This window comes from Pedococcus sp. P5_B7 (assembly GCF_054049895.1).
Genome location: NZ_JBFULM010000003.1, coordinates 300,132 through 325,831, shown reverse-complemented (window position 1 = coordinate 325,831; position 25,700 = coordinate 300,132). Strand labels below are relative to the sequence as shown.

At 71.6% G+C, this 25,700-nt stretch carries 22 protein-coding genes; 4 read left to right on the top strand and 18 right to left on the bottom strand.

The window, feature by feature from the left end; translation table 11 throughout:
• Nucleotides 1-16 precede the first annotated feature (16 nt).
• From ACXJKD_RS10605 to ACXJKD_RS10595, 3 genes are all read left to right on the top strand, one after another.
• Complete coding sequence (locus ACXJKD_RS10605; protein ID WP_457254492.1) at nucleotides 17-2,506, top strand: beta-glucosidase; 2,490 nt, start codon at nucleotides 17-19, stop codon at nucleotides 2,504-2,506.
• Nucleotides 2,503-3,153, top strand: coding sequence for a TetR/AcrR family transcriptional regulator (locus ACXJKD_RS10600; RefSeq protein WP_457254491.1), 651 nt, complete (start codon nucleotides 2,503-2,505; stop codon nucleotides 3,151-3,153). Before ACXJKD_RS10605 ends, ACXJKD_RS10600 begins: the two co-directional genes overlap by 4 nt.
• Before the next feature lie 71 nt (nucleotides 3,154-3,224).
• Nucleotides 3,225-4,553: an MATE family efflux transporter gene (locus ACXJKD_RS10595; RefSeq protein WP_457254490.1), complete on the top strand. Its 1,329-nt coding sequence runs from the start codon at nucleotides 3,225-3,227 to the stop codon at nucleotides 4,551-4,553.
• A 154-nt stretch (nucleotides 4,554-4,707) separates the two neighbouring features.
• Here the strand turns inward: ACXJKD_RS10595 and ACXJKD_RS10590 are convergent, their stop codons facing one another.
• The 7 genes from ACXJKD_RS10590 to ACXJKD_RS10560 are packed head-to-tail and all read right to left on the bottom strand — an operon-like array spanning nucleotide 4,708 to nucleotide 13,012.
• Nucleotides 4,708-6,231 carry a gamma-glutamyltransferase gene (locus ACXJKD_RS10590; RefSeq protein WP_457254489.1) on the bottom strand — a complete coding sequence of 508 codons (1,524 nt, stop codon included), beginning with the start codon at nucleotides 6,229-6,231 and terminating at the stop codon, nucleotides 4,708-4,710.
• A 53-nt stretch (nucleotides 6,232-6,284) separates the two neighbouring features.
• Nucleotides 6,285-8,234: a 3D-(3,5/4)-trihydroxycyclohexane-1,2-dione acylhydrolase (decyclizing) gene (gene iolD / locus ACXJKD_RS10585; RefSeq protein ID WP_457254487.1), complete on the bottom strand. Its 1,950-nt coding sequence runs from the start codon at nucleotides 8,232-8,234 to the stop codon at nucleotides 6,285-6,287.
• Nucleotides 8,227-9,168, bottom strand: coding sequence for a 5-deoxy-glucuronate isomerase (gene iolB / locus ACXJKD_RS10580; RefSeq protein ID WP_457254486.1), 942 nt, complete (start codon nucleotides 9,166-9,168; stop codon nucleotides 8,227-8,229). The genes iolD and iolB overlap by 8 nt, the downstream gene beginning before the upstream one ends.
• Entirely contained in the window at nucleotides 9,165-10,103 is a 939-nt protein-coding gene (locus ACXJKD_RS10575) for a Cgl0159 family (beta/alpha)8-fold protein (RefSeq protein WP_457254485.1), read from the bottom strand. The genes iolB and ACXJKD_RS10575 overlap by 4 nt, the downstream gene beginning before the upstream one ends.
• The gene (gene iolC, locus ACXJKD_RS10570; protein ID WP_457254511.1) at nucleotides 10,100-11,038 is read right to left on the bottom strand and encodes a 5-dehydro-2-deoxygluconokinase; all 939 of its coding nucleotides are present in this window, start codon (nucleotides 11,036-11,038) and stop codon (nucleotides 10,100-10,102) included. The genes ACXJKD_RS10575 and iolC overlap by 4 nt, the downstream gene beginning before the upstream one ends.
• A gap of 55 nt (nucleotides 11,039-11,093) precedes the next feature.
• Nucleotides 11,094-12,005: a sugar phosphate isomerase/epimerase family protein gene (locus ACXJKD_RS10565; protein WP_457254484.1), complete on the bottom strand. Its 912-nt coding sequence runs from the start codon at nucleotides 12,003-12,005 to the stop codon at nucleotides 11,094-11,096.
• A gap of 2 nt (nucleotides 12,006-12,007) precedes the next feature.
• Nucleotides 12,008-13,012, bottom strand: a complete 1,005-nt coding sequence (locus tag ACXJKD_RS10560) for a Gfo/Idh/MocA family protein (protein ID WP_457254483.1) — start codon at nucleotides 13,010-13,012, stop codon at nucleotides 12,008-12,010.
• A 185-nt stretch (nucleotides 13,013-13,197) separates the two neighbouring features.
• On the opposite strand from ACXJKD_RS10560, the gene ACXJKD_RS10555 reads away from it, so the two are divergent.
• On the top strand, nucleotides 13,198-13,935 hold the full coding sequence (locus ACXJKD_RS10555; RefSeq protein ID WP_457254482.1) for a GntR family transcriptional regulator: 738 nt from the start codon (nucleotides 13,198-13,200) through the stop codon (nucleotides 13,933-13,935).
• 57 nt (nucleotides 13,936-13,992) lie between these two features.
• On the opposite strand, the gene ACXJKD_RS10550 is transcribed toward ACXJKD_RS10555, so the two are convergent.
• The 11 genes from ACXJKD_RS10550 to ACXJKD_RS10500 all read right to left on the bottom strand — a co-directional run bounded on the left by ACXJKD_RS10550 (nucleotide 13,993) and on the right by ACXJKD_RS10500 (nucleotide 25,478).
• Nucleotides 13,993-15,597 (bottom strand): DUF3352 domain-containing protein, encoded by a 1,605-nt coding sequence (locus tag ACXJKD_RS10550; RefSeq protein WP_457254481.1) that lies wholly within the window; start codon nucleotides 15,595-15,597, stop codon nucleotides 13,993-13,995.
• A gap of 141 nt (nucleotides 15,598-15,738) precedes the next feature.
• Nucleotides 15,739-16,185: a 50S ribosomal protein L9 gene (rplI, locus tag ACXJKD_RS10545; RefSeq protein ID WP_457254480.1), complete on the bottom strand. Its 447-nt coding sequence runs from the start codon at nucleotides 16,183-16,185 to the stop codon at nucleotides 15,739-15,741.
• Between the two features lie 19 nt (nucleotides 16,186-16,204).
• Nucleotides 16,205-16,441: a 30S ribosomal protein S18 gene (rpsR, locus tag ACXJKD_RS10540; protein ID WP_056884210.1), complete on the bottom strand. Its 237-nt coding sequence runs from the start codon at nucleotides 16,439-16,441 to the stop codon at nucleotides 16,205-16,207.
• 151 nt (nucleotides 16,442-16,592) lie between these two features.
• Nucleotides 16,593-17,144 carry a single-stranded DNA-binding protein gene (locus ACXJKD_RS10535; RefSeq protein ID WP_457254479.1) on the bottom strand — a complete coding sequence of 184 codons (552 nt, stop codon included), beginning with the start codon at nucleotides 17,142-17,144 and terminating at the stop codon, nucleotides 16,593-16,595.
• A 72-nt stretch (nucleotides 17,145-17,216) separates the two neighbouring features.
• The gene (gene rpsF, locus ACXJKD_RS10530; protein ID WP_056921396.1) at nucleotides 17,217-17,504 is read right to left on the bottom strand and encodes a 30S ribosomal protein S6; all 288 of its coding nucleotides are present in this window, start codon (nucleotides 17,502-17,504) and stop codon (nucleotides 17,217-17,219) included.
• 248 nt (nucleotides 17,505-17,752) lie between these two features.
• Nucleotides 17,753-18,973, bottom strand: a complete 1,221-nt coding sequence (locus ACXJKD_RS10525) for an ABC transporter permease (RefSeq protein ID WP_457254478.1) — start codon at nucleotides 18,971-18,973, stop codon at nucleotides 17,753-17,755.
• Complete coding sequence (locus ACXJKD_RS10520) at nucleotides 18,966-19,637, bottom strand: ABC transporter ATP-binding protein (protein WP_457254477.1); 672 nt, start codon at nucleotides 19,635-19,637, stop codon at nucleotides 18,966-18,968. Before ACXJKD_RS10520 ends, ACXJKD_RS10525 begins: the two co-directional genes overlap by 8 nt.
• Nucleotides 19,634-21,109, bottom strand: a complete 1,476-nt coding sequence (locus ACXJKD_RS10515; protein ID WP_457254476.1) for a hypothetical protein — start codon at nucleotides 21,107-21,109, stop codon at nucleotides 19,634-19,636. The genes ACXJKD_RS10520 and ACXJKD_RS10515 overlap by 4 nt, the downstream gene beginning before the upstream one ends.
• Nucleotides 21,110-21,207: 98 nt before the next feature.
• Nucleotides 21,208-21,663, bottom strand: coding sequence for a hypothetical protein (locus ACXJKD_RS10510; protein ID WP_457254475.1), 456 nt, complete (start codon nucleotides 21,661-21,663; stop codon nucleotides 21,208-21,210).
• Between the two features lie 165 nt (nucleotides 21,664-21,828).
• Nucleotides 21,829-23,232 carry a glycosyltransferase 87 family protein gene (locus ACXJKD_RS10505; RefSeq protein ID WP_457254474.1) on the bottom strand — a complete coding sequence of 468 codons (1,404 nt, stop codon included), beginning with the start codon at nucleotides 23,230-23,232 and terminating at the stop codon, nucleotides 21,829-21,831.
• Nucleotides 23,229-25,478 carry a transglycosylase domain-containing protein gene (locus ACXJKD_RS10500; protein WP_457254473.1) on the bottom strand — a complete coding sequence of 750 codons (2,250 nt, stop codon included), beginning with the start codon at nucleotides 25,476-25,478 and terminating at the stop codon, nucleotides 23,229-23,231. Before ACXJKD_RS10500 ends, ACXJKD_RS10505 begins: the two co-directional genes overlap by 4 nt.
• Nucleotides 25,479-25,700 lie beyond the last annotated feature (222 nt).

Genomic DNA, 25,700 nt, shown 5'->3' with positions numbered 1-25,700 from the left:
TCCCGACACTGAATCGGTGACCACCACCGACTTCCCTGCCCTCGTTGCCCGGCTCGACCTCGAGACCAAGGTGCGGCTGCTGACCGGCGCCACCTCGTTCACCCTCCACGGGGAGGACGAGATCGGCCTCGCGCCGATGGCCTTCTCCGACGGCCCCACGGGCGTCCGTGGGCTGAAGTTCGTCGGGGGCGACCACGTGGCGCTCTTCCCGAACGCGACCCTGCTCGCCAGTGCCTGGAGCGAGGAGACCGCCCACGAGGTCGGCGAGATGCTGGCCGAGGAGGCCGAGCGCCAGCAGATCCACGTCGTGCTCGGCCCCACCATCAACCTGCACCGCTCACCCCTCGGTGGCCGGCTCTTCGAGGCGTACTCCGAGGACCCGCTGCTCACCGGCCGGCTCGCCGCGGCATACGTGCAGGGCTTGCAGGGCAAGGGAATCGGCGCCTGCCTGAAGCACTTGGTGGCGAACGAGTCCGAGACACTGCGCAACTACATGAACTCGGTCGTGACGGAGGACGTGCTGCGCGAGGTCTACCTGCTGCCGTTCGAGATCGCGGTGGAGGAGTCGCAGCCGTGGTCGATCATGGCGGCCTACAACGATGTCAACGGGGTGCCGGCCACCGAGCAGGTCCACGTCAACACCGAGATCGTGAAGGACGAGTGGGGCTGGGACGGCCTGCTCATGAGCGACTGGTTCGCGACCAAGACGTCGGCCCCGGCCGCACTCGGCGGTCTCGACCTGGTCATGCCCGGTCCGGACGGCCCGTGGGGCGAGGCCCTGGTGGCCGACGTCCGCTCGGGTGCGGTCGACGAGTCGGTCATCGACGAGCACGTGTGCCGCCTGCTCCTGCTCGCGCAGCGCGTCGGTGCCCTCGACGTCCCCGGCTCCACGGACGCCCACCGCAGCTGGCCGACCGACTCGCTCGCGGCTGACGCGCCGGAGCGTCGGGCCCAGCTGCGGCGACTGGCGACGGACGGCATGGTCGTGCTGCGCAACACCGACGGCGTCCTGCCGCTGGCGGCGGGCCCGACCGGCGGGTCGGTCGCCCTGATCGGTCGGCACGGCATCGAGACCGTCTGCATGGGTGGCGGCTCGGCCCAGGTCAACCCTCCCCACCAGGTCTCCCTCGCCGAGGGGCTCCGCGCCCAGCTCGGTGACCGGCTCGTCGTCGTCGACGGCGTGGACGTGCGCGAGAGCCCGCTGCCGGCCGCGCTCGACGCCATCCGCGACCCCTCGACGGGGGAGCCGGGGATGCGGGTCGAGCACGTGGACGCCGAGGGGGTCGTGATGCTCGAGGAGCACGTCGACGGGGCCGAGGTCACCACTGGATGGGACGACACCCTGCCCCGCCAGACCGAGCAGGTGCGGCTCAGTGCCCGCCTCGCCACGGGCGGGCGGGTGCGGGTGGGAGCCAAGGGCGCCGGTTCGTGGCGGGTCAGCGTCAATGGCACCGAGATCGGCCGGGCCGACCTGGTGTCGACCGGGGCGGACCCGGGCGAGGCGATGTTCAAGCCGCCGGTCTGGACCGCCGACCTCGAGGCGGGCGCCGGTGCGCTCATCGAGGCCGAGCTCACCGTGATCCGTTCGGAGCCCCAGCCCGGCCCCGACGGCACAATGAGCACCCTGTCGCACATCCTCGCCTCGGGCATGGGCACCAAGACCCTCGTCGTCGCACCGGTGCCGGCCCCGGTCGACGAGACGCTCGCAGCGGCCGCCGCGGCGGCGCACGGCGCCGACGTCGCCGTCGTGGTCGTCGGCCTCACGCCCGAGCAGGAGACGGAGGGCAGCGACAAGACCACGCTCTCGCTGCCCGGTCAACAGGACGCCATGGTCCGCGCCGTCGCGGCGGCCGCCACCCGGACGGTCGTCGTGGTGAACGCCGCGACCCCGGTGCTGATGCCGTGGGCCGACGAGGTCGACGCCATCCTCGTCGTGGGCCTGCCCGGACAGGAGGGCGGCCACGCCGTCGCCGATGCCCTGCTCGGCGTCCGCGAGCCCGCGGGCCGCTTGGTCACGACCTGGCCGGCCGCCGACGGGGCCGCGCCCGCGTGGACCGTCGAGCCGACCGACCTGCAGCTCGACTACACGGACGGGTCCTTCGTCGGCTACCGCGGGTTCCACGCCGGCCGCGCCGCTGCTCCCGCCCACTGGCTGGGCGAGGGCGAGGGCTACGGCGCCTGGGACTACCCGGCGGCGGCGCTGGCCGGGACCGAGCCGTCCCCCACCGTGTCGGTGACGGTGCGCAACACGGCCGGTCGCGACTCGCGCGAGCTCGTGCAGGTCTACCTCCAGCCCAGTGAGACCGACCAGCCCGTGCGACTGGTCGGCTGGTCCACCGTCGACGTGGCGGCCGGGGAGTCGGCCACGGTCGAGGTCACCACCGACGCCAGGCTGTGGCGTCGCTGGGACACCGCGGCCGGCGCGTGGGCGAGCCTGGCCGACGGCGGCGAGCTGCTCGTCGCCCGTGGGCTCGGCGACATCCGCTTCCGCCTGCCGCTCGCGTGACCACGCGGCATACCGGAGAGCCCGCTCGGCGGGGTCGCGGTCGACCCCGTGGTCCGGGCGGCGAGGCGACCGCCGCCACCCGGGAGCGGATCGTCTCGGCGGCTGCTGAGCTGTTCGCCGAACGCGGGTTCCACGCGACCCCGATGACCGCGGTCGCCGAGGCCTCGGGGCTGTCGCAGAGCGGGCTGCTCCACCACTTCCCCAGCAAGGAGGGGCTGCTCGCCGAGGTGCTGCGAGCGCGCGACGTGCGCGACCTGGCGACCCTCGCGACCGGTCGCGACCGCGCCCCCCGCGGCTGGGAGGTGTGGGACGACATGACCCGGCTGGTCCGGCTGAACAGCGACCGCGAGGCCATCGTCCGGCTCTTCACCAGCCTCGCGGGCGAGGCCGTCGACCCCGACCACCCGGGGCACGGGTGGCTCCGCGAGCACCACCGCAGCGCCGTCCAGGCCCTGACCCGTGCCTTGCACGACGCCGTGGCGGACGGCTCGGCCGACCCGGCCGTCCCGGCGGAGAGCCTGGCCCGTCAGGCGGTCGCCCTCATGGACGGTCTGCAGGTGCAGTGGTTGATGCGGCCCGACGAGGTCGACATGGCCGGCGACTTCGCCTCGTTCGTCGACGGCGTGCGCACCCGCTGGACGCCCTGACGACCTCGTCACGGGTCGCGGCTACCGTGGCGCGGTGAGCACCGGCCCCGGCAACCCCGCAGAGCAGTGAGATGACCCAGCGCCGCGAGATCCTCCGGCTGGCCGTCCCCGCCTTCCTCGCCCTCGTCGCCGAGCCGCTCTTCCTGCTGGCCGACTCCGCGATCATCGGCCACCTGGGGACCGCCCAGCTGGCCGGGCTCGGTGTCGCCAGCGCGACCCTCATCACCGCGGCCAACATCTTCGTGTTCCTCGCCTACGGCACCACCTCGATCGTGGCCCGGCAGATCGGTGCGGGCAGCGAGCGGGGAGCGCTCGAGGCCGGCATCGACGGCACCTGGCTCGCCGTCGGGCTGGGCGCGCTGACGTCCGTCGGTGTCGCCGTAGCGGCCGAGCCGCTGTGTCGCGTCTTCGGCGCCTCTCCGGACGCGATCGGGTATGCCGCGACGTACCTGCGCATCTCGGCCCTCGGCATCCCGGCCATGCTCGTGGCGCTCGCCGCCACCGGCGTGCTGCGCGGGTTGCAGGACACCAGGACCCCGCTGGTCGCCTCCGTCGCCGGGTTCTCCGCCAACGTGGTCCTCAACCTGGTCTTCGTCTACGGGTTCGGCTGGGGCATCGCGGGCTCGGCGTGGGGCACGGTCATCGCCCAGACCGGGATGGCCGCCGGACTCGTGACGGTCATGATCAGGCACGCGCGCCAGGCGGGCGCCGGCCTGCACGCACACCCGGGACGCGTGCTGCGGGCTGGCCTCACCGGCATACCGCTGCTCGTGCGCACGCTCGCGCTGCGCGCCATCATCCTGCTCACCACCTGGGTCGCCGCAGGACTCGGCGACGTGCCGCTGGCCTCGCACCAGGTGGCGGCGACGGTGTGGACCTTCCTGGCGTTCGCCCTCGATGCCCTGGCCATCGCCGCGCAAGCGCTCACCGGCCGCGCGCTCGGGGCCGGTGACGTCGCCGCGGCTCGCGCCGCCACGACCACGATGCTCCGCTGGGGGGTCTGGGGCGGAGCCGTCCTCGGGCTGCTCGTCCTTGTCGTCCACTCGCTCCTGCCCGCACTCTTCACGACCGACCCCGCCGTGCGGGCCGCGCTCTCGGCGGCGTTGGTGGTGGTGGCGCTGGGCCAGCCGCTCGCCGGCTACGTCTTCGTCGTCGACGGTGTGCTGATCGGCGCCGGCGACGGCCGCTGGCTGGCCAAGGCGATGGCCGCGACCCTGCTGCTCTACGCCCCCCTGGCCCTCTGGGTGCACGCGAGCGGCGACGACCTCGTGGCTGCTGGCGCCCCTCGGGCGGTGACCGTGCTGTGGCTCGTGTTCACGGCGTTCATGGCGATCCGGGCGACGTTCTTCTGGTGGCGCATCCGTGGCGACGACTGGGCGGTCACCGGCGCGGCCCGCTAGCGACCTTCGGCTTCGGGCCCGCCGAGGGCACCGCGGTGCTTTCGGTCGCTATGCCGTGCCCCACCCTGGGGGGCACGGCATAGCACGCGGAGTGCGCGCTGCTGCCCGTCCCCGCTGCCTGTCGCCGGTGAAGCGAGGGTCGAGCCGGCTGGCCTCAGGAGACCCGGGTGGCCGCCTCCCGGCGGGGGTCCCCTGCGGCGTCGAGCGACCCGTCGGCCAGTCGTCGGGCGGCGCCCACCCCGCCGAAGAACATCGACGTCGCCCCGTGCGAGAACGACTGCAGCCCAAGGCGTTCGATCGCGGTCGAGATCTCGGGGTCGTCCTCGTGGTCGACCCGCGGCGTGCCATCGTCGAGGATCCGCACGTGCACCCGGGGCGCCTCGATCGCCTCCTGCATCGGGGTGCCGGTGAGGCAGTGCCGACCCAGCACCTGCATGAGGGCCGTGGTGATGCGGTCGGCCCCGGGGCTCCCGATCGCGAGCGCCGACCCCGACGAGGACCGCGCCACCGAGGGGGCCATGTTGGAGGCCAGCCGCGTGCCGGGCGCCAGCGCGTGCAGCCCCAACCGGTTGAGCTCGGGCTCGCCGAGGCAGTTGTTGAGCATCAACCCCGTGCCGGGCACCGTTGCGCCGGAACCATATCCGCTCGAAGCGGTGATCGCGCAGATGGTGCCGTCGCTGTCGACCGCCGAGACGTGCGCGGTCGAGGACGAGGTGGGCAGTCCGGCCAGCCCGTTGCGGTCGATCGACTCGAGGAGGGCGTAGCCGTCCTCCTCCAGGTCCGTCGACAGGTCGTGCACCTGGTGGCGGAACGACAGCACCCGGCCCTGGATGTCGATGATCCGTGACCAGTCCCAGCCCACCGCCGCCAGCTCGCGGAGCATCACCGCGAGCATCGGGCCACCGACCGAGGGTGGCGGGTTGAGCGCGAGGTCCCACTCGCCGAGTCCCAGCCGCAGTGGTGTGCGGACCACTGCCCGGTATGCCGCGAGGTCGGCTGCCGTGACCAGCCCACCGCGGGCGTCGCTGTCCGCCGCGATCCGGGCCGCGAGGTCACCGGTGTAGAGCGACCGGGCCCCCTCGACCGCGATCTGCTCGAGGGTGTCGGCGAGGTCGGGGTTGGTCGCCAGCTGCCCTGCGGTCACGATGGCCCCGTCGGCGCCCCTGACCAGGGGTCGGGTGTTCTCGTCCCAGCCGAAGACCAGGTCACCGGTGATCGCCAGGTAGGTGGCGGCCGCGCCGCCGATGGCGTACCCGGTGCGCGCGGCGTCGATGCTCGGGGCCAGCACCTCGCGCCACGGCGCAGATCCGTGCCGGTCGTGGGCGACCCCCAGGGCCGCGAAGGCGCCCGGCGTCGCGACCGAGCCGTGCCCGGCATACAGGGTGAGGCCACCGCCGTAGGAGGTGCGCACCTCGTGCAACCCGGCCCCGAAGCGGGCGGGGTCCTGGCCGCGCCCGGGCATCTCGACGTTGCCGTCGACCAGCTCGGGGTCCCCGCCAGCCGGCCAGATGCTGACGAACGCGCCACCGGCGGCCGAGACGATGCCGGGCTCGGTGGTCATCGCCGAGACCATCGCCGCGATGGCGACGTCGACGGCGTTGCCCCCGGCAGCCGCGGCGGCCAGGCCGGCGTCCGCAGACGCGGGACCGGTGGCCGCGATCGACACGCGTCTGTCCATGCGCTCGATTCTGTCCCATGGCCCCTGCCGGTGCCACGGCTGCCGCTGCGCGTCTAGCTGGCGGGCGGTGCCTCGGTCGGCGTCACGAGGGCACGCTGGTCGGCCTTGTGCGCCAGGTAGGCCTCGTGGGCCGCCTGCGTGCTGTCGAGCTCGCTCACCTCGGCGACGGGCACGTCCCACCACGAGCCGCTGTCCGGCGAGTGCACCGTCGGGTCGGTCTGCACGTGGATGACGACCGGCCCGGGGTGGCTCGACGCCTTCGCCTGCCGCACCGCGTCCTCGAGCTCGGCTCGGGAGCGCACCTCGATGACGTGGGCTCCGAGGCTGCGCGCGTTGGCGGCCAGGTCGACCGGCAACGGGTCGCCGTCCAAGCGGCCGGAGGAGTCGTCGCGGTACCGGTACCGGGTGCCGAACCGCTGGGAGCCGAGGCTCTCCGAGAGCGACCCGATCGAGTGGAACCCGTGGTTCTGCACCAGCACCACGATCACCTTGACCCGCTCCTGCACGGCGGTGACGAGCTCGGTCGGCATCATCAGGTAGCCGCCGTCGCCCACCATCGCGAAGACGTCCCGGCTCTGGTCGGCGAGCCGGGCGCCGATCGCCGCCGGGATCTCGTAGCCCATGCAGGAGTAGCCGTACTCGACGTGGTAGCCCTTGCGGTCCCGGACCCGCCACAGCTTGTGCAGGTCGCCGGGCATCGAGCCGGCAGCGCACAGGACGACGTCTCGGGGATCGGCGAGCTCGTTGACCACCCCGAGCACCTCGCCCTGGGTCAGCAGGCCGTCGGCGAGCGCGTCCGTGACGGCGGGAGCAGGGTGGTAGGTCGCCTCGACCTGCTCGTCCCAGGCCGACCACAGCTCCGCCTGACGGGTGCGGTGCGCCTCGTCGACGGTGTACCCGACCAGGGCCGCAGCGAGCGCCGTCAGGCCCTCGCGGGCGTCCGCGACCACCGAGAGCCCGCCCTGCTTGACGGCGTCGACGGGCGCGGCGTTGAGGTTGATGAAGCGAACTCCGTTGTCCCGGAAAGCGCTCCGCGATGCCGTGGTGAAGTCCGACCACCGGGTGCCCACCCCGATGACGACGTCCGCCTCGGCGGCCAGGGCGTTGGCAGCGGTCGTGCCGGTCGAGCCGATGGCTCCCACGAGCTGGGGGTGGCCGTGCAGCAGCGAACCCTTGCCCGCCTGCGTCTCGGCCACCGGGATCCCCGTGGCGGCACACAGCGCCGCGAGCGCCTCCTCGGCGCCGGAGTAGTGGACACCGCCACCGGCGACGAGCAACGGGCGGCGGGCCGTCCGGACCACGTCGGCGGCAGCGGCGATCCGCGACGCCTCCGCCGGGGGGCGGGCGATGTGCCAGGTGCGCTCGGCGAACAGCTCGACCGGCCAGTCGAAGGCCTCCGCCTGCACGTCCTGGGGCAGCGCGATGGTCACGGCGCCGGTCTCCACCGGGTCGGTGAGCGTGCGCATCGCGCCGAACAGGGCGGACGGCAGCTGCTCGGGTCGGTTCACCCGGTCGAAGAACTTCGAGAGCGGTCGGAACGCGTCGTTGACGGTGACGTCCGCCGCATACGGCTGCTCGAGCTCCTGGAGCACCGGTGCGGAGACGCGGGTCGCGAAGGTGCCCGAGGGCAACAGCAGCACCGGGATCCGGTTGATCGTCGCCAGCGCGGCACCGGTGAGCATGTTCGTCGAGCCGGGGCCGACCGAGGCCGTGCAGACCCAGGTCTGCAGCCGGTCGCGCTGGCGCGCGTAGCCGACCGCGGTGTGCACCATGGCCTGCTCGTTGCGGGCCAGCACGTAGGGCAGCGGGTTGTCGCGCTCACGCCCCTCGTACGCGAGCTCCTCCTGCAGCAGGGCCTGCCCCACCCCGGCGACGTTGCCGTGGCCGAAGATGCCGAGGCACCCGGCGAACAGCCGCTGCCGTTCGCCGTCGCGCTCGCTCCACTGCTGCCCGAGGAACCGCACCACCGCCTGGCCGACGGTCAGCCGCACCGTGTCACTCATGTGTCGTCTCCGAACGTCTGTTGTCTCCGAACGGCAAGCGAGGGTCCACGGCCTGGGTCGCCCAGGTGTCGCGCACCCAGGTGTGGGCCGGGTCGTCACAGATCATCCACGCCCGCTCCGGCCCGGGGCCAGCCATGACGTTGAGGTAGTAGAGGTGCGCCGCCGGCGGAGCCATCGACGGACCGTGCCAGCCGTGCGGCACGAGGACCACGTCGCCGGTGCGCACCTCGGCCAGGACGTCGATCGGCCGCTCGTCCGTGCCGTAGACCCGTTGGTAGCCAACGGGATCCGCGACCTCCGGCGCGCCGCCGACGGGCCGCACCTCGAAGTAGTAGATCTCCTCGAGCTCGGTCTCGACTCCCGCTCGTCGTTCGTCGTGCTTGTGGGGCGGGTAGGAGCTCCAGTTGCCGGCGGGGGTCACCACCTCGCACGCGATGATGGAGTCGGCGTCGAGCACCCCGGGCACGCCGAAGTTGCGCACCTCGCGGCTCGCCGCCCCGGCACCCCTCAGCTCGACCGGCACCTGCGCAGCAGGCACCACCGTGACGGCCGGGGTATGCCGCGTGCGCGCCTTCGCGCCGCACACCGCCACCCGCGCCGGGCCACCCTCGGCGACCACCGTGAAGGCGACGTCGCGGGACAGGTGGACGATGTCGGTGGGGCCGGCGAAGACGTGCGCCCGCCCGGCGAGGACGATGTCGTCGTGCCCGTCGGGGCGCACCCGGACCGACCCGTTCAACGGGACCACCACGTGCTCCCACTCGTCGGCCGTGAGGCGGCGTTCCTCGCCGGCGCCGAGCGAGGTGACGGCCAGGCTGGTGTGCTGCCACCCCTCGACGGTGTCGTCCACGGCGACCTGCCAGCCGTCGGCTGACGCGGACCCCAGGGGCAGCACCCAGCGGGCGTTGTCGACGCCGCTCTGCGTCTCCTTCACCGGCGCGCGCCGTGGACGAGCTCCCCGGCGATGTCGACGGCGGCCGCGACGTCACCGTCCGGCGGATAGAGCAGAGCCCGGCCAACCACCAGGCCGCGGACCGGCGGCAGGGTGAGGGCGTGACCCCAGGAGGCGTAGGTGTCCTCGGGGTCGCCCTGCGGGTCGCCGCCCAGGAGGAGTGTCGGGAGGGTGGTGGCGTCCATGACCCGCTCGAGCTCGTCGACGACCGGCAGCTTGAGCCAGGTGTGCGCGCTCGAGCCACCCAGGCCCGAGGCGATGTGGATCGAGCGGATCGTCGAGTCGGGGTCGAGCAGGTTGACCACCCGTCCGTCACGGCGCTCGCAGAGGAACGGCTCGACCATCGCCATCAGCCCGCGCGCGGCGAGCTCGTTGACGGCGTGCGCCGTGGCCTCCAGCGTGGCGACGGTGCCCGGGTCGTCGTAGCAGATGCGGGTCAGCGTCTTGCCCCCGTCGAGGCCGCAGGCGGCGATGTCCTCCGCCCGGTAGGCGGTGAACCGGTCGTCGAGCTCGAAGCTCGCGCCCTGCAGGCCGCCGCGGTTCATCGAGCCGATGACCACCTTGTCCTCGAGGGCCCCGAGCAGGAGCAGGTCGTCGAGGATGTCGGGGGTGCCCAGGACACCGTCGACCCCGGGTCGCGAGACGGCCGTGACCAGGCGTTCGAGCAGGTCGTGACGGCTGGCCATCGCCCACGGGTCGGCGCGCACCCCCAGGGCACCCCGCGCCGGGTGGTCGGCGGCCACGAGGAGCAGCCGGCCGTCAGCGCGCAGCAGGTCGCGGCGGGTCCGGCCGGCCCAGGCCCGGGCGATGCCCTCCGGGTCGGTGGCCCGCAGCTCGGTCAGCTGGGCCACGTCGACCGCACCCGTCGCGGAGCCGGTTACCGACCCGGTCTCCGGGCCGGTCACCTGCCCGGTCATCGGAGCGCGTCCTGTCGCCCGGCTCCGGCGAGCCGGGCCAGCACCTCGGCGGTCGTCGGCATCGCGCTGGAGCACTCGAGGTGGGAGGCGACGATCGCACCCGCCACGTTGGCGAACTCGATGGTGCGACGCAGGTCCCAGCCCTCGAGCAGCCCGTGCACGAGCGCGCCGCCGAACGCGTCGCCGGCCCCGAGGCCGTTGACGACCGCCACCGGGAACGGCGCCACCTCGACCCGCTCCTCGCGGGTGGCTGCGAGCACGCCCTTGGGGCCCTGCTTCACGACAGCCAGCTCGACCCCTCGCTCGAGGAGGGCGTCAGCCGCGCGCTGCGGGTCGGTCTCGCCCACCGCCACCTCGCACTCCTCGCGGTTGCCCACCGCCACCGTGACGTGCCCGAGGGCGCGGTCCACCTGGGCACTGGCCTCGGCGGGGTCCGGCCAGAACATCGGCCGGTAGTCGAGGTCGAGCACGGTGTGCTGCCGCCGGGCGCGGGCCTCCCAGGCGGCGAAGTGGGCCGAGCGGCTCGGCTCCTGCGAGAGGCCGGTGACCGTGGACCAGTAGACCCGGGCGTCCCGGATCGCCTCGAGCGGCAGGTCCTGCGGCTCGATCAGCAGGTCGGGGGCCGTGGGGTAGCGGTAGAAGTAGAGCGGGAAGTCGTCCGGCGGGAAGACCTCGCAGAACGTGACCGGCGTGGGCGGCCCGTCGACCGGGGCGACGAACCGGTCGTCGACCCCGAACCCGCGCAGGGCCAGGTGGATGTAGCGACCGAAGGCGTCGGCGCCGGTGCGGGTGACCAGGGCGACGTCCCGACCGTGGCGGGCCGCGGCCACGGAGACGTTGGTCGCGGTGCCGCCGAGGAACTTCTGGAAGGTCTCGACCTCCTCGAGCCCGACGCCGAACTGGAGCGGGTAGATGTCGACCCCGGTGCGCCCCATGGCGACCAGGTCGTAGCCGCCGTCGTGCGCCTCGTCGGTGATCGGGTCGGTCACGTCAGATCCCCACACCGGAGTGCTGGGCCGCGAGGCCCAGCAGGTAGTAGTAGCTCGCCTCGACGTCGGCCGCGGGTCCGTCGCCCTCGGGAACGCCCGGGAGGATGGTGTCCTGCTCGAGGACGTACCACCCGGCATACCCGCTGTCCTCCAGGGCCAGCACGATGGCGGCGATGTCCACGTCACCCTGGCCGAGGGGCACGTACATGCCGGCGGCGACGGCGGCGGTGTAGGTCGTCTCGCCGGCCTGCACCTGGCGGGCGAGGTCGAGCCGAACGTCCTTGAGGTGGGTGTGCGCGATCCGGTCGGGGTGCTCGCGGGCGACGCGCACGGGGTCGCCGCCGCCGATGAGCAGGTGACCGGTGTCGAGGCAGAGCCCGATCCGGCTGCCGGCGAGCACGCGGTCGGTCTCCTCGCCGGTCTCCACCATCGTGCCGACGTGGGGGTGCAGGGTGGCGGTGAGACCCCGGGCGGCCGCTGCAGCCGCCAACCGGTCGAGGTTCGCCAGCAAGGTCGACCAGCCCTGGTCGTCGAGCTGCGGGCGGTCGTCATAGCCCTCCGCGCCCGTCGCGGCGGCGATGACCACCGTGGACGCAGCGGCTGCCACGAGGTCGACCATGGCGGTCTCGAGCTCGGGCAGCGGGTCGTGGCCGGGGTCGTGCAGGACGAGCGGCACGAACTGGCCCACGGCGGCGAGCCCGTGCTCGCGCAGCGTCGCGACCTTGTCCTGCGCCGAGTCGGGCAGGAAGCCGTCGGGACCGAACTCGGTGGCGGCCAGGCCCAGGTCTGACATCTGGGCGAGCACCACCTCCGGGGACAGCTGGTGACCCCACCCGGGCACCTCGCAGACCCCCCAGGAGATCGGCGCCCCGGCGATGCGGTCGGCCAGGGCCTCGGACGGAACGCCGGCCATGGTCAGGCTCCCTTGATCTCGGTGAGGTCGACGACGCGGCGCTCCGCGCGCGAGATCTCGCAGGCCTCCGCGACCCGGAACGCCTGGAGCGCGTCCTCGAGCGTGCAAGGGCTGGGGATGCGGCGCGCGGCGACGTCGAAGAAGGCGGTCAGCTCGGCACGGTAGGCGGGCAGGAAGCGCTCCATGAAGGACATCTTGACGGGCCCGCGCGGGAAGTCGACCCCGTCCTCCAGCGAGCGCAGGGCCAGCGAGTCGTCCAGACCGACGGCGACCGCCCCGTGCTCCCCCAGGACCTCCATCCGGACGTCGTGGCCGGCCCCGTTGTAGCGGGTGGAGGAGACCTGGGCCAGGGTGCCGTTGTCGAGGGTGAGCAGGGCCGCGCCGGTGTCGACGTCGCCCGCGTCGGAGAAGAAGCTCGCCCCCTGGTTGGAGCCGGTCGCGTAGACCGAGACGACCTCCCGGCCGGTGACGAACCGGAGGATGTCGAAGTCGTGCACGTTGCAGTCGCGGAAGATCCCGCCACTGGTCGGCACGTACGCGGCATGGGGTGGCGCGCTGTCGCGGGTGTTGGCCACGACGGTGTGCACGAACCCGAGCTCGCCCGAGGCCACCACGGCACGCGCCCGGCGGTAGCCCTCGTCGAAGCGCCGCTGGAACCCGACGTGGACGGGCACGTCGGCCTCGGCCACCAGTCGGGTCAGCTCGATCGTCTCGTCGAGCGTCGAGGCGACCGGCTTCTCGCAGAACGTCGCGATGCCCCTGGCGACCCCGGCCCGCAGCAGCGGGGCGTGTCCGGGCGTCGCGGTGGCGATGACCAGCGCGTCGAGGCCGGAGTCGAGCAGCTCCTCGGTCGTGGCCGTCCACTCCAGCCCACGCTCGGCGGCGACCTGCTGGGCGCGCGCCGCGTCGACGTCGGCCACGACGAGCTGGTCGACGGCGTCGAGGCCGCGAAGGGTGTCGGCATGGAAGGCGCCGATCCGGCCGACGCCGGCGAGTCCGATGCGCATGTGCAGGTTCCGTTCACGGGTGAGGGGCGGGAGTCGGACGCAGGGCGGCGACACCAGCGGGAAGGAGGGCGTCAGGCCCGACGCCAAGCGTGCCGTCGGGGTGTGAGTCGTGTCAACCATTTGTAAGGACATTCTGACGTCATGAGATTCTCACCTCCGCACTGGTGACCGGCTAGAGTGCCTCCGTGGCCACCCAGCTCGACATCCGGATCGACCGGTCCTCCCCCGTGCCGCTCTACCACCAGCTCGCCGAACAGCTCGCCGCCGCCATCGACGACGGGGCCCTGCACCCGGGCGACGCGTTCGAGAACGAGGTCGCCATGGGGCTGCGCCTCGGCCTGTCCCGCCCCACGGTGCGCCGGGCCATCGCCGAGGTCGCCGCACGCGGGCTCCTGGTCCGCCGCCGTGGCGTGGGCACGACCGTCGCCAACCGCACCGTGCACCGCCGGGCCGAGCTCACCAGCCTCTACGACGACCTCACCCGCGCTGGCGCCCACCCCACGACCACGGTGCTCTCGCTCGACATCGTCCAGGACGAGCGGGTCGCGGGCGCCCTCGACCTCGCCCCCGACAGCGAACTGCTCGCCATCGTGCGGCTGCGGCTGTCCGACACCGAACCGCTGGCGGTGCTGCGCAACTGGTTGCCACCGGCCCACCTCGACGTCACCAAGGAGGAGCTCGAGGCCGAGGGCCTGTATGCCGTGCTGCGCCGCCGCGGCGTGCGTCCGGTCGTGGCGCGGCAGCGGATCGGGGCCAGGCCACCCAGCCCGAGCGAGCGCCGCCACCTGCGGATGCGAGGCAACGAGCCCGTGCTCACGATGACCCGCAGCGCCTTCGACGAGGTGGGACACCCGGTCGAGTACGGCGACCACTGCTACCGCGCGTCGACCTACACGATCGAGGTCATGGTCGACGAGCGCTGACCGAGCGAACGGGCTACTGAGTGGTCAGGCGCACGCAACTGAGGCGTGAGGCGCAGGCTACTGAGTCGTGAGGCGCAGGCTGAAGTCGGCGCTGTTGCCCTCGCCGGTGATCGTGAAGCCCAGCGCGGAGAGCCCGGTGAGGTTCTTGGCCTCGTCGGCGCCCAGCTCGTCCTTGAACTCGGTCAGCAGGCCGGCGATGTCGACGAAGCCGGCGACCCGGGCCGAGTCGGCTCCCTTGACCGCGTCCTTGAATCGGTCGGTGTCACCCAGGCCGTGCTCCGTGCCGAGCTCGTCGGCGTAGCCCTCGGACAGTGACACCACGGTGGTGCCACCCGTGGTCCTGAGCGTGAGGGCATCGGAGCCCATGCCCTGGCCCGCGTCGGAGATCTTCTGGAGCACAGACGGGTCGCCGTCGGTGAGGGCCGCGATGCGCACGTCGCTCTGGCCCTCACCCATGCCACCGAACACCAGCGAGAACTGGCTGCCCAACGCGGCATACAGGTCGTCGGGCACGGAGATGCCCAGCTCGCTCTCGAGCTCGTCGACACCGTCGGCGAACTCCTGCTTGCCCATGGTGTCGGTGATGGCCTTCTCCAGCGCCGGCCAGCCGGCCTTCAGCTGGTCACCGGCGTTGGCGACGCTGACCGCCGCGAGGGTGGTGTCGGGCAGGTCCCCGAGACCGGTGCCCTCCCTCGACCCGGCGAACTTCACGCTGGCGCCGTTGGTGTGACCCGCGAGCTCGAGGTGCGGTCCGTCGAACCGCAGGGCCAGCGCGACCCGACCGGTCTGCGAGGTGGCCGGGCCACCGGTGAACCCGGGGATCCTGCCGCCGACGCTCAGTGACTTCGTGGCCTGGCCCACCTGCTCGGCGTCGAACCATGCGGCCACGACGCCGTCCTCGCCGAGGTCGGCCATGTCCTTGCTGAAGTTGGCGGAGTCGGCGAGGGTGCCCTTGGCCGCGGCGGCGGCGACCCCGGCGGCCTTGCCGGTGCCGTCGGTGCAGAGGGCGAACTCCTCGACCAGCTGGCACTCGGCCTCGTTGGCCTTGGCGATCCTCGGCAGGCTCGCCTTCGCCCGGTCGGCGTCGGTCACCGCCAGCGCCACCACGACGGTCGGCTCGGCGTCAGCAGTGGCGCCCGGCACGAGCCCGACCCCGATCCGCTGGCCCAGCCATGGCTCGACGTCCTTGGCGTAGTCGACGCCCTTCAGCTGGCCCTCGGCCTGGAGGCGGGTGATGACGACCTTGCGCAGGTCGGAGTCCTCCTTCACCTCGTCACGGGTGGCGGGGAACTTGCGGATGAAGCGGATGCCGTCGAGCTTCTGGTCCGCCGAGGGGTCGAGGTCGATCTTCGCGAAGGCGATCGTGGTCGCGGGCAGCGCCGACTCGGGCTGGGCTCCTCCGCCGCCGACCTGCTGGAACGCGAGCGCGCCCCCGGCACCCACCGCGACGATGGCAAGGATCCCGCCGACGAGGGCGACGGTGCGGCCACGGCCCGGCTTGCCCGCCGCCACCGGCTCGGCGCCGGGCGGGTAGGTGGCCTCGCCCGCATCGAACGGGTTGGTCTGGCCGAACTGGCTGGTCTGCCCGAACGGGTCGGTCTGCTGGAACGGGTCAGCCGGCTGGCCCGGCTTCGGTACGTGCTCGAACGGGTTGCTGCTCATGTCGTGGATCCCCCAGTGCGGACTGTCGCCGCCAGCGGTCCCTCGGCGGCTGCGCCGCAGAATAGAACAGGCCCGGTCCACCCCGAGGGGCGAACCGGGCCAATCCGGACCGAATTGTTACGTCGGTCTCAGACCAACGTCTCAGCCGGCGACGACGTCGAGCGTCACCTTGGCCTGCACCTCGGGGTGCAGGCGGATGAGCGCCTCGTGGCTGCCGACCGACTTGATCGGGGTGGTGATCTCGATCTTGCGCTTGTCGAGCTCAGGGCCACCGGCCGCCTTCACCGCGGCAGCGATGTCGGCGGTGGAGACGGCACCGAACAGGCGGCCGGAGGCGCCTGCGTGGGCCGCGACCTTGACGGCTTTGTTCTCGAGGTTGCCCTTGATCGACTTGGCCTCCTCGAGGGAGTTGATCGCGCGGACCTCACGGCCCTTGTTGATCGAGTCGACCTGCTTCTGCCCGCCCTTGGTCCACGCGGTGGCCAGGCCACGGCGGAACAGGAAGTTGCGGGCGTAGCCGTCCTTGACGTCGACGACGTCACCGGCGGTGCCGAGGGTGGAGACCTCGTGGGTCAGAATGACCTTCATCTTCTCAGTCCTTCCTGACTCAGCGAGACGAGCTCGAGTAGGGCAGCAGCGCCATCTCGCGGGCGTTCTTGACCGCGGTGGCGATGAGTCGCTGCTCCTGGACGGACACACCGGTCACCCGACGCGCGCGGATCTTGCCGCGGTCGGAGATGAACTTGCGCAGCAGCGCAGTGTCCTTGTAGTCGATGTTCTCGACCTTCGCCGCCTTCAGCGGGTTGGCCTTCTTCTTGGGCTTGCGCACAACGGGCTTGGCCATCGTGGTGCTCTCCTTCTGCTGAGCTGCTCAGCGGATGAGCCCTGGTCTCCCAGGGATGGTGTTCTTCAGTGGATGTATGCCGGGTGGCTGGCTTCCCGGGGAAGCCAGCCATGCGGCATACCGAGTGATCTGGACCCTTGACCCGGCTCGGTCAGAACGGGGGCTCGTCGTAGGACGGCGCGCCGCCGCCCCACCCGCCAGCCTGCTGGCCGCCGGACTGGGGAGCCGCGGCAGGAGCGGACGACGGGCCGGTGGCCCAGGGGTCCTCCTGCTGGCCACCCTGACCGCCGCCCTGCTGACCGCCGCCACCGGAGAAGCCTCCGCCGCCGCCGGTACCCCGCTGGGTCTTGTTGACCTTCGCGGTGGCGTAGCGGAGCGAGGGGCCGACCTCGTCGACCTCCATCTCCATGACGGTGCGCTTCTCGCCCTCTTTGGTGTCGTACGAGCGAGACTTCAGCCGGCCCGAGACGATGACGCGAGTGCCCCGCTGGAGCGACTCGGCGACGTTCTCCGCCGCGTCCCGCCACACCGAGCAGCGCATGAACAGGGTCTCCCCGTCCTTCCACTCGTTGGACTGCCGGTCGAACTGGCGCGGCGTGGAGGCCACGGTGAAGTTCGCGACGGCAGCACCCGAGGGGGTGAAGCGCAGCTCGGGGTCGCCGGTGATGTTGCCGATGACGGTGATGACGGTGTCGCCAGCCATGAAGCGTGTCCCCTGTTCGTTTGGGTCAGGTGGTGGTGCCGGTGGTGCAGATCAGGTCAGATCAGGTGCAGCTCAGGCGCCGGGGCGCAGGAGCTTGGTGCGCATGACCGACTCGTTCAGGCCGAGCTGGCGGTCCAGCTCCTTGGCCGTGGCCGGCTCTGCGGTGAAGTTGACGACGGCGTAGATGCCCTCGGCCTTCTTCTTGATCTCGAACGCCAAGCGACGGCGGCCCCAGATGTCGATGTTGTCGACGGTGCCCTTGTCCTTGGTGACGACGGTGAGGAACTTGTCGAGCGAGGGCGCGACGGTCCGGTCGTCGAGCTCGGGGTCGAGGATGACCATGAGTTCGTACTGACGCATGCTGATAACCCGCCTCCTTTGGTCTATGGCGGTCACGGTCTCTCCGTGACAGGAGGGTTGCAGTGCGATCCCCCTGGACACACCGTCGAGGCGTGCTGCGGGAGAACCTGACAAAGAGTACCGGCCCGTGAGGACTTCGCCGAATCGTCATCCACAATCCTTCCGCGCAGCCTGAGCACTCCCTGGGGCGCCCAGGTTGCGCCGTCCCCGACTCTTTCGCACCCGGGCCCAGCCTGGGTGCGCTTGGCTCAGATGAGGTCCCGCAGGGCGTCGTCCGGATCGATCCGGCTCGCGCGCCAGCCCGCCCGCACCGCTCCGAGCACGATGCACAGCGGGGTCAGGAAGGCCCCCACAAGGACCGCGGCCGGGCTCGGGAGCCCCCATGGGTCGACTGGGAGCAAGGTCAGGCGACGGCCGGCAATCAGGGTGGTGACGAGCGTCGAGCCGGCCAGCCCGGCCAGCACCCCGACCACGGCCGTCCCGGCACCGAGGACGGCCACTTGGGCGAAGACCGCGGCCGCGATCCTGCGCCGCGACCAGCCGATGGCGCTGAGCAGGCCGATTTCGCGTCGTCGCTGCTGGACCCACGAGGCACCCACGGAGCCACCCACGAGCAGGCTGAACACCACCAGGACCACCACGAGGGCGAGGGACGCCCACCGCAGCGCGGCGAACAGCCCCCCGAGTGAGCGGAGCTGTTCCGCGACGCTGCGGACGGCGAACCCTTGCTCGGACAGCTCGCGCTGGACCCGCGGCACCCGCTCGGGGTCCGCCACTCGAACGTAGGCCGTCGTAAACATCGGCGCACCAGTCGCCGCCCCGGAGCTGGCATAGAGGTCCTCGAGAGCCTGCTCGGACAGGTAGGACGGAGTCGGCCCGGCCTGTCCCGGAATGGTGTTGTCGGCGATCCCGACCACTCGGAAGACCCGCTTCGCGGGCTCGCCCACCCCGGGTCGGACGACCTTGGTGAACTCCAACGTGACGGACTTCCCGAGTAGACGGTCGAGCCGGCCACCCGGGACCGACGACGGCAGCACGACCTCGTCGGCCGCCAAGCCCGCGGCCGGGAGGGTCCCGGCGAGGAGCTGGGGACTTAGTCCGGGGATGAGCGGCGTGCCCCACAGCGCACCGGGATTGACGTCGGGGTCCGGCCAGTCGGCGTCGTGGCTCAGCGCTAGGTCGACCTGGAACCAAGGGTAGGCCCCCGTCACCCCGCTCAATCCGGCCAACCGTCGCAGCGCCGCGCCGTCGAGTTCCCGGGTAGCGCCCGGGCCCTGCGACGACAACTCGATGAGGTTGAGGGCCGACCGGTACTGGACGGACCTGGCGTACCGGGACACCCCGGCGCCCACCACTCCGTTCAGGGTCAGCATCGCCGCAACGCACACGGCGATCGTGACCAGCAGCTGTCGATGGGACCGGAGCCCGGGTCGCAGCGTCGCACGCGCGAGCAGGGCGACGTCAGACAAGACGGCCTCCGTCGATGGTGAGGACACGGTCGGCGACCCGGGCCACCTCGTCGTCGTGGCTGGCGATGACGATCGCGCGGTCCGCCCGCCGGGCCCGGCTGAGCTCGTCGAGGACCATCGTGCGATTGGCGGGGTCCAGACCTGCGGTGGGCTCGTCCGCCAACACCAGCCGCGGGTCGTTCAGCATGGCTCGGCACAGCGCCGCTCGCTGGGCCTGACCGCCGGACACCTCCTTCGCGAGTCGGGCAGCGACCTCGGCCAGCCCGAAGTCGGCCAACAGCCGATCCACCGCCTCCCAGACGGGTCGCCGCGCCGCGATCGCGACGTTGTCGCGGACGGACAGGTCGGGCAGGAGGTTGCCGTTCTGGAACACCATCCCGACCCCGTCGCGGCGAGCGCTCGCCCCCTGCATGGTCGTGGTCGGCAGACCGCCGACAACGACCATGCCGGAGTCGGGCGACGACAACAGACCCGCGATGCGCAGCAGCGAGGACTTGCCGGAGCCGGACGGACCCCGCAGCCAGACGACCTCACCGGGAGCGACCTCAAGGCTCACCGCGTCCAGCACCTTCGTGCGGCGCCCACGCGACAGGTACGACTTGGTCACGCCCACGAGGGCAAGTGATACCTGGACGGGTTGGCTGAGGCGGATGGGCGCCGTCACGGTAGGAATCCTGGGATGGCGATCGCCTGAAGGGTGAGCGCCAGGCTGCAGGAGCCACTCCCGGACAGGTCGGTGGACAGGAGCGTGCGCGCATCCCGACAACCGCGTTCTGACCGGAGTTCGGCACCAACCCCGTCGAGCAGTCCCGGCGGGACGTCGACACCCACGTGGGACAGCGCCGCTGCGGACGCGACACGCTGCATCGGTGGGAGGTCGTGCCTACTGGCCCACGTCGGGAGCTGCGCGACGATGTCATTGAACGATCTCGCCGGGGCGCTCGGGTCGATGAAGAGATAGTCGCTGTTGATGGCCGCCAGGGCATCCCGCTCGGCGAGTTCGTCCCCCTCCGGCACCGCGAACCGGCGGAAGCCGGCCTTGGTGACACCCGCCTCAATGTCCACCGCTGGCGTCATGACTGCGAGATAGTCGGCGAGCTGCTCGCGGCCAACCTCCCGGGGTTGCTGCGTCGCAGTGGAGCGCGCCAGGGGGATGAGCTCTCGCCACCGGACGTCTCCAGATTTCCGAAGAGCGACGGCAGCGGTGAGTCTCGTGGACACCGGCGCACGGACGTCCGTGGCGACGGCATACAGGGCGTTCTTGGTCCTGTCGCCGGCCACCTCGGCGAATCGCGAGTCGAGCAGCTTCGCGAACAGGTACGTTGCGTTCACCTGACCGTGCGCCGGGACCCGCTCGAGCAGCAGCCCGCTGCGAGGGTCCGCCTGGCCGGTCAAGGCGTCGGTGACGGCCCGGGGAATGGTTCCACCGAGAGCTTTCGCCGTGGTCAACGCGCTGCCGCGGACCGCGGCGTCCACGCCCTGCGACACGGCGACCCGCAGTGCGGCCTCGAGCACCTCGGCCCGCCGATGCCGGGTGCCGCGCGCTGCGTCGAGGGACACCACGGCTTCGGTGTCCAGCCAGCTGCGGTCGTCGTGCGGCACTCCAAGCGCGACATCCCGGAACTGGTCGCGGAGGTCGCGCGAGTCCTCCCCGTCGGCGAGACCCAGGCGCTCGCGCGCCTGTTGCAGCCGCCAGGCGAGGTAGGGCGTGCGCGTAAGGTCCGCCCGCGTGAGCCGGTCGAGACGCTCCAGCGCGGAAGCAGCGGGAGGGGGCCCGATGCCCCAAGCGCGCAGCGACGCGTACGTGGCGGCATACGTCGCGACCACGCCCACCTCAGCGCCCACATCGGCCCGTGGAGGCAAGGTGACAGCGGTCCACAACCTCGTGAGTGCGGCGCGATCGGGCCGAGTTCCCGAGCGTCCCAAGATGGTGACGTACGCCCAGAGCCCCGCGAGATCCCCCTCGCTCGGCTCGGCACTGCGAGCCGCCCGAGTCCAGTCGAACCGCCTCGGGAGGAACGCAGCAAGCTGAGCCGTGGCGAAGGCCGACCCCTCGCTGGTGGGTGCTTCGGGCAGCCGGAACAAGCCGTCCGGCATGAGGAACGCGCGGGCATCAGCGACCAGGGCGTCAGGCACACCCGAGGACTTCAAGGAGGCGTGGTTTGCGGAGCAACCGGTGACCGCCGCCGCGAACAGCACAGCGGCGGCGATGAACCGTTGGCACGAGGGCAGCACTAGACGTGTGCCGTGGTGCTCCGCAGGTTGCCGTAATAGAAGGCTTGCGCTGTGGTGTCGGCACCGACGTAGAGGGCACCCCACCCGCCACAGACCTTCCCGCTGATGTACGAACCCCTCGACCCGTTGCTGTTCGTCCACGTCACCGAAGACGAGGAGCGGTCGGAATCGAGGCTGGCCCCCTTGATCGACATCGACCCGAGACCGATCTGGTAGAAGGCGGTGTGGTTCTTGATCCAGTTCGGTGACGCAGTCATGACAGCTGAGGACTGGAAGGACCCACAGCTCGTCCAGGTGAAGGACTGGATCCAGATGTTCGCGGTCAGGGTCTGGCCGTTGTCGAAGCGGGTCGACTCACTATCGCTGTTCGCGGATGCCGCCGAGGCACCCCCGCAGACGACTGCTGCGGCAACTACCGTGGCGATCGACACCTTGGTGAGGCCGTTCGTGCGCATATTTCTACTCCCAACTCTGGATGGAATGGCAGTATGGCTAGAAACAAAGCCTTAGTTCTCCCCATATACCCCATGTTTGTTTGAACATAGGGGGCTAGTGACCAGAAATCAAGGGAGCTCGCACATGTTCTATCGACAGAGCCTGGCGTCGCGTCGGGGATGGCCCTATGCGAGGCGGACCAGCAGCCGATCCTCGGCGTCGGTGAAGTCGCCGGCCAGCTCGTCCGGGTCGCCGTCCGAGTCTGCGTAGTTCGGAAGATCCGCCGGGTCCTGGTCCGGCTCATCTTCCGAAGAAACGGGGTCGGGGAGGGGCTCGCGGGCTGCGGCGGTGTGCCACACCCGCCACACGAGGTAGCCGACGGCGGCGACGCGGATCACGAGGAACACGGCATACCAGCCGGGCGGGAGGCCACGGTCGGGCTTGGAGAGCCCGCCCACGTAGAGCCACACGGTGACGAAGTGCAGCGACTCGGCGGCAGCCCAGAGCAGGTGGTCGCGCCACCGCACCCCGCACAACGCGAGGAGGGGGAGCAGCCACAGCGAGGCCTGCACCGGGAACGCCTTGCCGGTCAGCAGCGCCAACGCCACCAGCACGAAGGCGACCTCGGCCACGCTGGGCCGTCGCGGGGTGCTGAGCGCGAACACCGCGCCGACCGCGCAGGCGACCAGCAGGCCGACGACCGCGAGCAGGGTGGTCGCCCCGGTCGGGAGCGGGTGGCTCACCAGCTGCGGGATCATCCACGGCGAGCCCAGGCCCGCGGCGCTGTCCCACCAGACCTGGGTGGAGCGCAGGATCGCCGTCGGATTGGATCCGACGAGGAACGGCAGCAGCACGACGGCGACCGCACCTGCTGCGGCGCCGAGCGTGCGGCGCACCGCCTCGAGCCGGCCGCTGCGCAGCCCGAGCAGCACCAGCGCGAGCAGGATCAGGAGCGGGTAGGTGCGCGCCGTGACGCCGAGACCCAGTAGCACCCCGGCCGCGACCGGCCGACGACGGCTCCAGGCCCAGATGCCGGCGCTGGCCAGGGCCACCCCGAAGAGATCGGGCGACAGCATCGCGGTGAGGAGGAGCACCGGGCTGAACGCCACCTGGGCGGCGTCGGTGACGTGCAGCGGACGCGACGCCGCGGTGAGGTAGACGACGGCGATCGCGAGCGCGGTACCGAGTAGGGCCCAGAGGGCGAAGTACCAGCGGGTCTGGTCGAGGAACGCGCCGTTCGGCACCAGCCCACCGACCCAGGCCATCACCGCACCGGTGAGCACCGGGTGGTCGGCGCGGGCGCCCTCGCCGCCGACGTAGGCGGCCAGGCCGTGGTCGAGGTTGCCGAGCTGGTAGAGCGCAGGGAGGTCGGAGAAGCAGGCGTGCCAGAACTGGTCGGAGCCGACCCAGCCCTTCTGGATGCAGTGCGTCCGCTCTGCGACCGACAGCGCCATCGTGGCCGCCGTGGCGACCAGCAACGGCACGACGGTCGCGGCCCAGGACACCGCCCGGGCCGAGACGTGACGGCCGAGCGGCCCGCCGGCGACAGCCAGCGAGCCCCCCGGCAGCAGGTCCCCTCGACGGGTCACTGTGGTGTGGCGGTCGTCGGTGGCGCCCCACCCAACGTGATCGTCGTCGGAGGCGGCGGGCCGGGGGTCTTGGTCGGCTTCGTCTTGGTGGTGGTCGGCGTCGTCGTGGGGGGCGTCGTCGTGGTCGTGGTCGTGGTGGTCGTCGTCGTGGTCGTGCTCGTCGTCGTGGGCGGCGGCGTGTAGACCTGGTCGTCGCCAAGGCCATCGCGCTTCGGGAAGTCCAGCACCTTGGCACCCTTCAGGGCGGACTGCATGTAGTCGGTCCAGATGCGGACCGGCACCGTGCCACCGGTGATCTCGGAGTAGCCGCCGATGTCGGTCATCGACAGCTCGGTGCCGCCCTTGCCGGTGCGGTACATCCCGACGGTCGTGGCCAGCTGCGGGGTGAAGCCGTTGAACCAAGCGGCCTTGTTGTTGGTCGTCGTGCCGGTCTTGCCGGCCACCGGCCGCCCCAGCGCCTGGGCGTACTGCCCGGTGCCCTGCTTGACGACCTGCTGCATGGCGTCGATGGTGTCGGCGGTGACCGCCTTGTCGAACGCCGCCTTCCTGGTCACCTTGACCTTGTAGTCGAGGTCGCCGGGACCGCCCTTGACCGTCTTGATCAGGTAGGGCGTCACACGCACGCCGTTCGAGGCGATGGTCGCGTAGGCGTTGGCCATGTCACGGACGGTCACGCTGTCCGTACCGAGCACGTTGGCGTAGTTGGTGCCGAGACCCTTCTCGGGCAGCCCTGCCGCGACCGCGGCCGCCTTGGTGTTCTTGGGGCCGACCTTGATGTTGAGCTGGGCGTACACCGTGTTGACCGAGTGGGCCGTCGCGGTGCGCAGGTCGATCCGACCGAAGTTCTCGCCGCTGAAGTTCGTGACGCGGCCCCGTCGGGCGTTCTCGTCGCCCGCGCTGTCCTCGAACTCCTTGAAGTACTGCGGGGTCGCGCCGTTGAACATCGTCTTGGTGCTGATCGGCTTGTCCTGCGACAGCCCGGCCAGCAGCGCGAACACCTTGAACGTCGAGCCGGCCTGCATCTTGGCGTCCGTCGCGGTGTTGAACTGCTCCTTGAGGTAGTCCTCGCCGCCGTAGAGCGCGACGATCGCACCGTCGCCGGGCTTGATGCTCGTCAGGCCGACGTGCAGCGAGTCGGTGCCCTTGCCGGTGGGCATCCGGTCCTTGACGGCCCTGACGGCCGCGGCCTGGGCATTCCGGTCGATCGTGGTGACCACCTTGTAGCCGCCCTTGTCGATGTCCGCGTCGGTCATCTTGAGCTTGCTCTTGAGCTCCTTCTTGACCAGGTCGACCAGGTAGCCGGTCGGGCCCGAGGCCCCGGTGGTCTTGCGGGGCTTCTGCAGGGTCGGGAACTTTGCGGCGGCGCGCTGCTGCGGCGTCAGCCAGCCCTCGGTCACCATGCCGTCCATGACATAGGTCCACCGTGACTCCGCGTTGGCCTTCTGCTCCGCCCCCAGGGCCGGGTCGTAGAACGACGGGCCACGGATCACCGAGGCGAGGAACGCGCCCTCGGATGGCGTGAGCCTGGAGACGTCCTTGTTGAAGTACGCCTTGGAGGCGGTCTGGATGCCGTAGGCGCCGCGGCCGTAGTAGATCGTGTTGAGGTAGTTCTCGAGGATCTGGTCCTTGGACTCCTGCTTGGCGATCTTGATCGAGATGATGATCTCCCGACCCTTGCGCGTCAGCGTCTGGTCCTGGGTGAGGAAGTAGTTCTTCACGTACTGCTGGGTGATCGTCGACCCACCCTGGGTCGCACCGCCCTTGAGACCCACCCACACGGCGCGCGCGATGCCGGTCGGGCTGATCCCGGAGTTCTGGTAGAAGTTGCGGTCCTCGGCGGCGAGGTGCGCCTCCTGCACCGGCTTGGGGATCTGCGCCAGCTTCACCGACTCGCGGTTGACCTCGCTGATCCGGTCCATCTCGGTCTTGCCGTCCGCGTAGTAGATGATCGACGCCTGCGCGTTGGCCAGGTCGTTCGGCTTCGGGGTGTCGACGAGGGAGTAGGCGACGAAGAACGCGATGACCGCCAGCAGGAAGCCCGCCAGCGCCGTGATGCCGAGCCCCTTGGCCCAGCGCTTCTTCCGGCTCGTCGTGGCGCCGCCACCCGTGCCGCCACCCCGGCCGCCACCCCGGCCTGCGCCGCTGGTCGAGCCGCGCCGGGCGCCGGAGCCGTTGCCGGCACCGCCCTTGGCGGCGCGCTGCGCCGCCTTCGCCTGGGCGCGCGTCTTCGGACGTGAGGTGCTCATGGGACCTTCCCGATCGGCATACAAACAGGCACGGTCCAGGCCTTTCGGCCACGGTTCCGCACCGTCAACTGACGCTCAGTATGACTGGCGACCTTGAGAATCGTGCATTCGCCCGACCCCGCGTCAACGAACCCCCGGGATGAAAGGTCACGAATCCCAAGATATATCGGCTCGATATATCTGGTGTACGCTTCCCCTGTCGTCGGACGTCCGGCGGGCCTG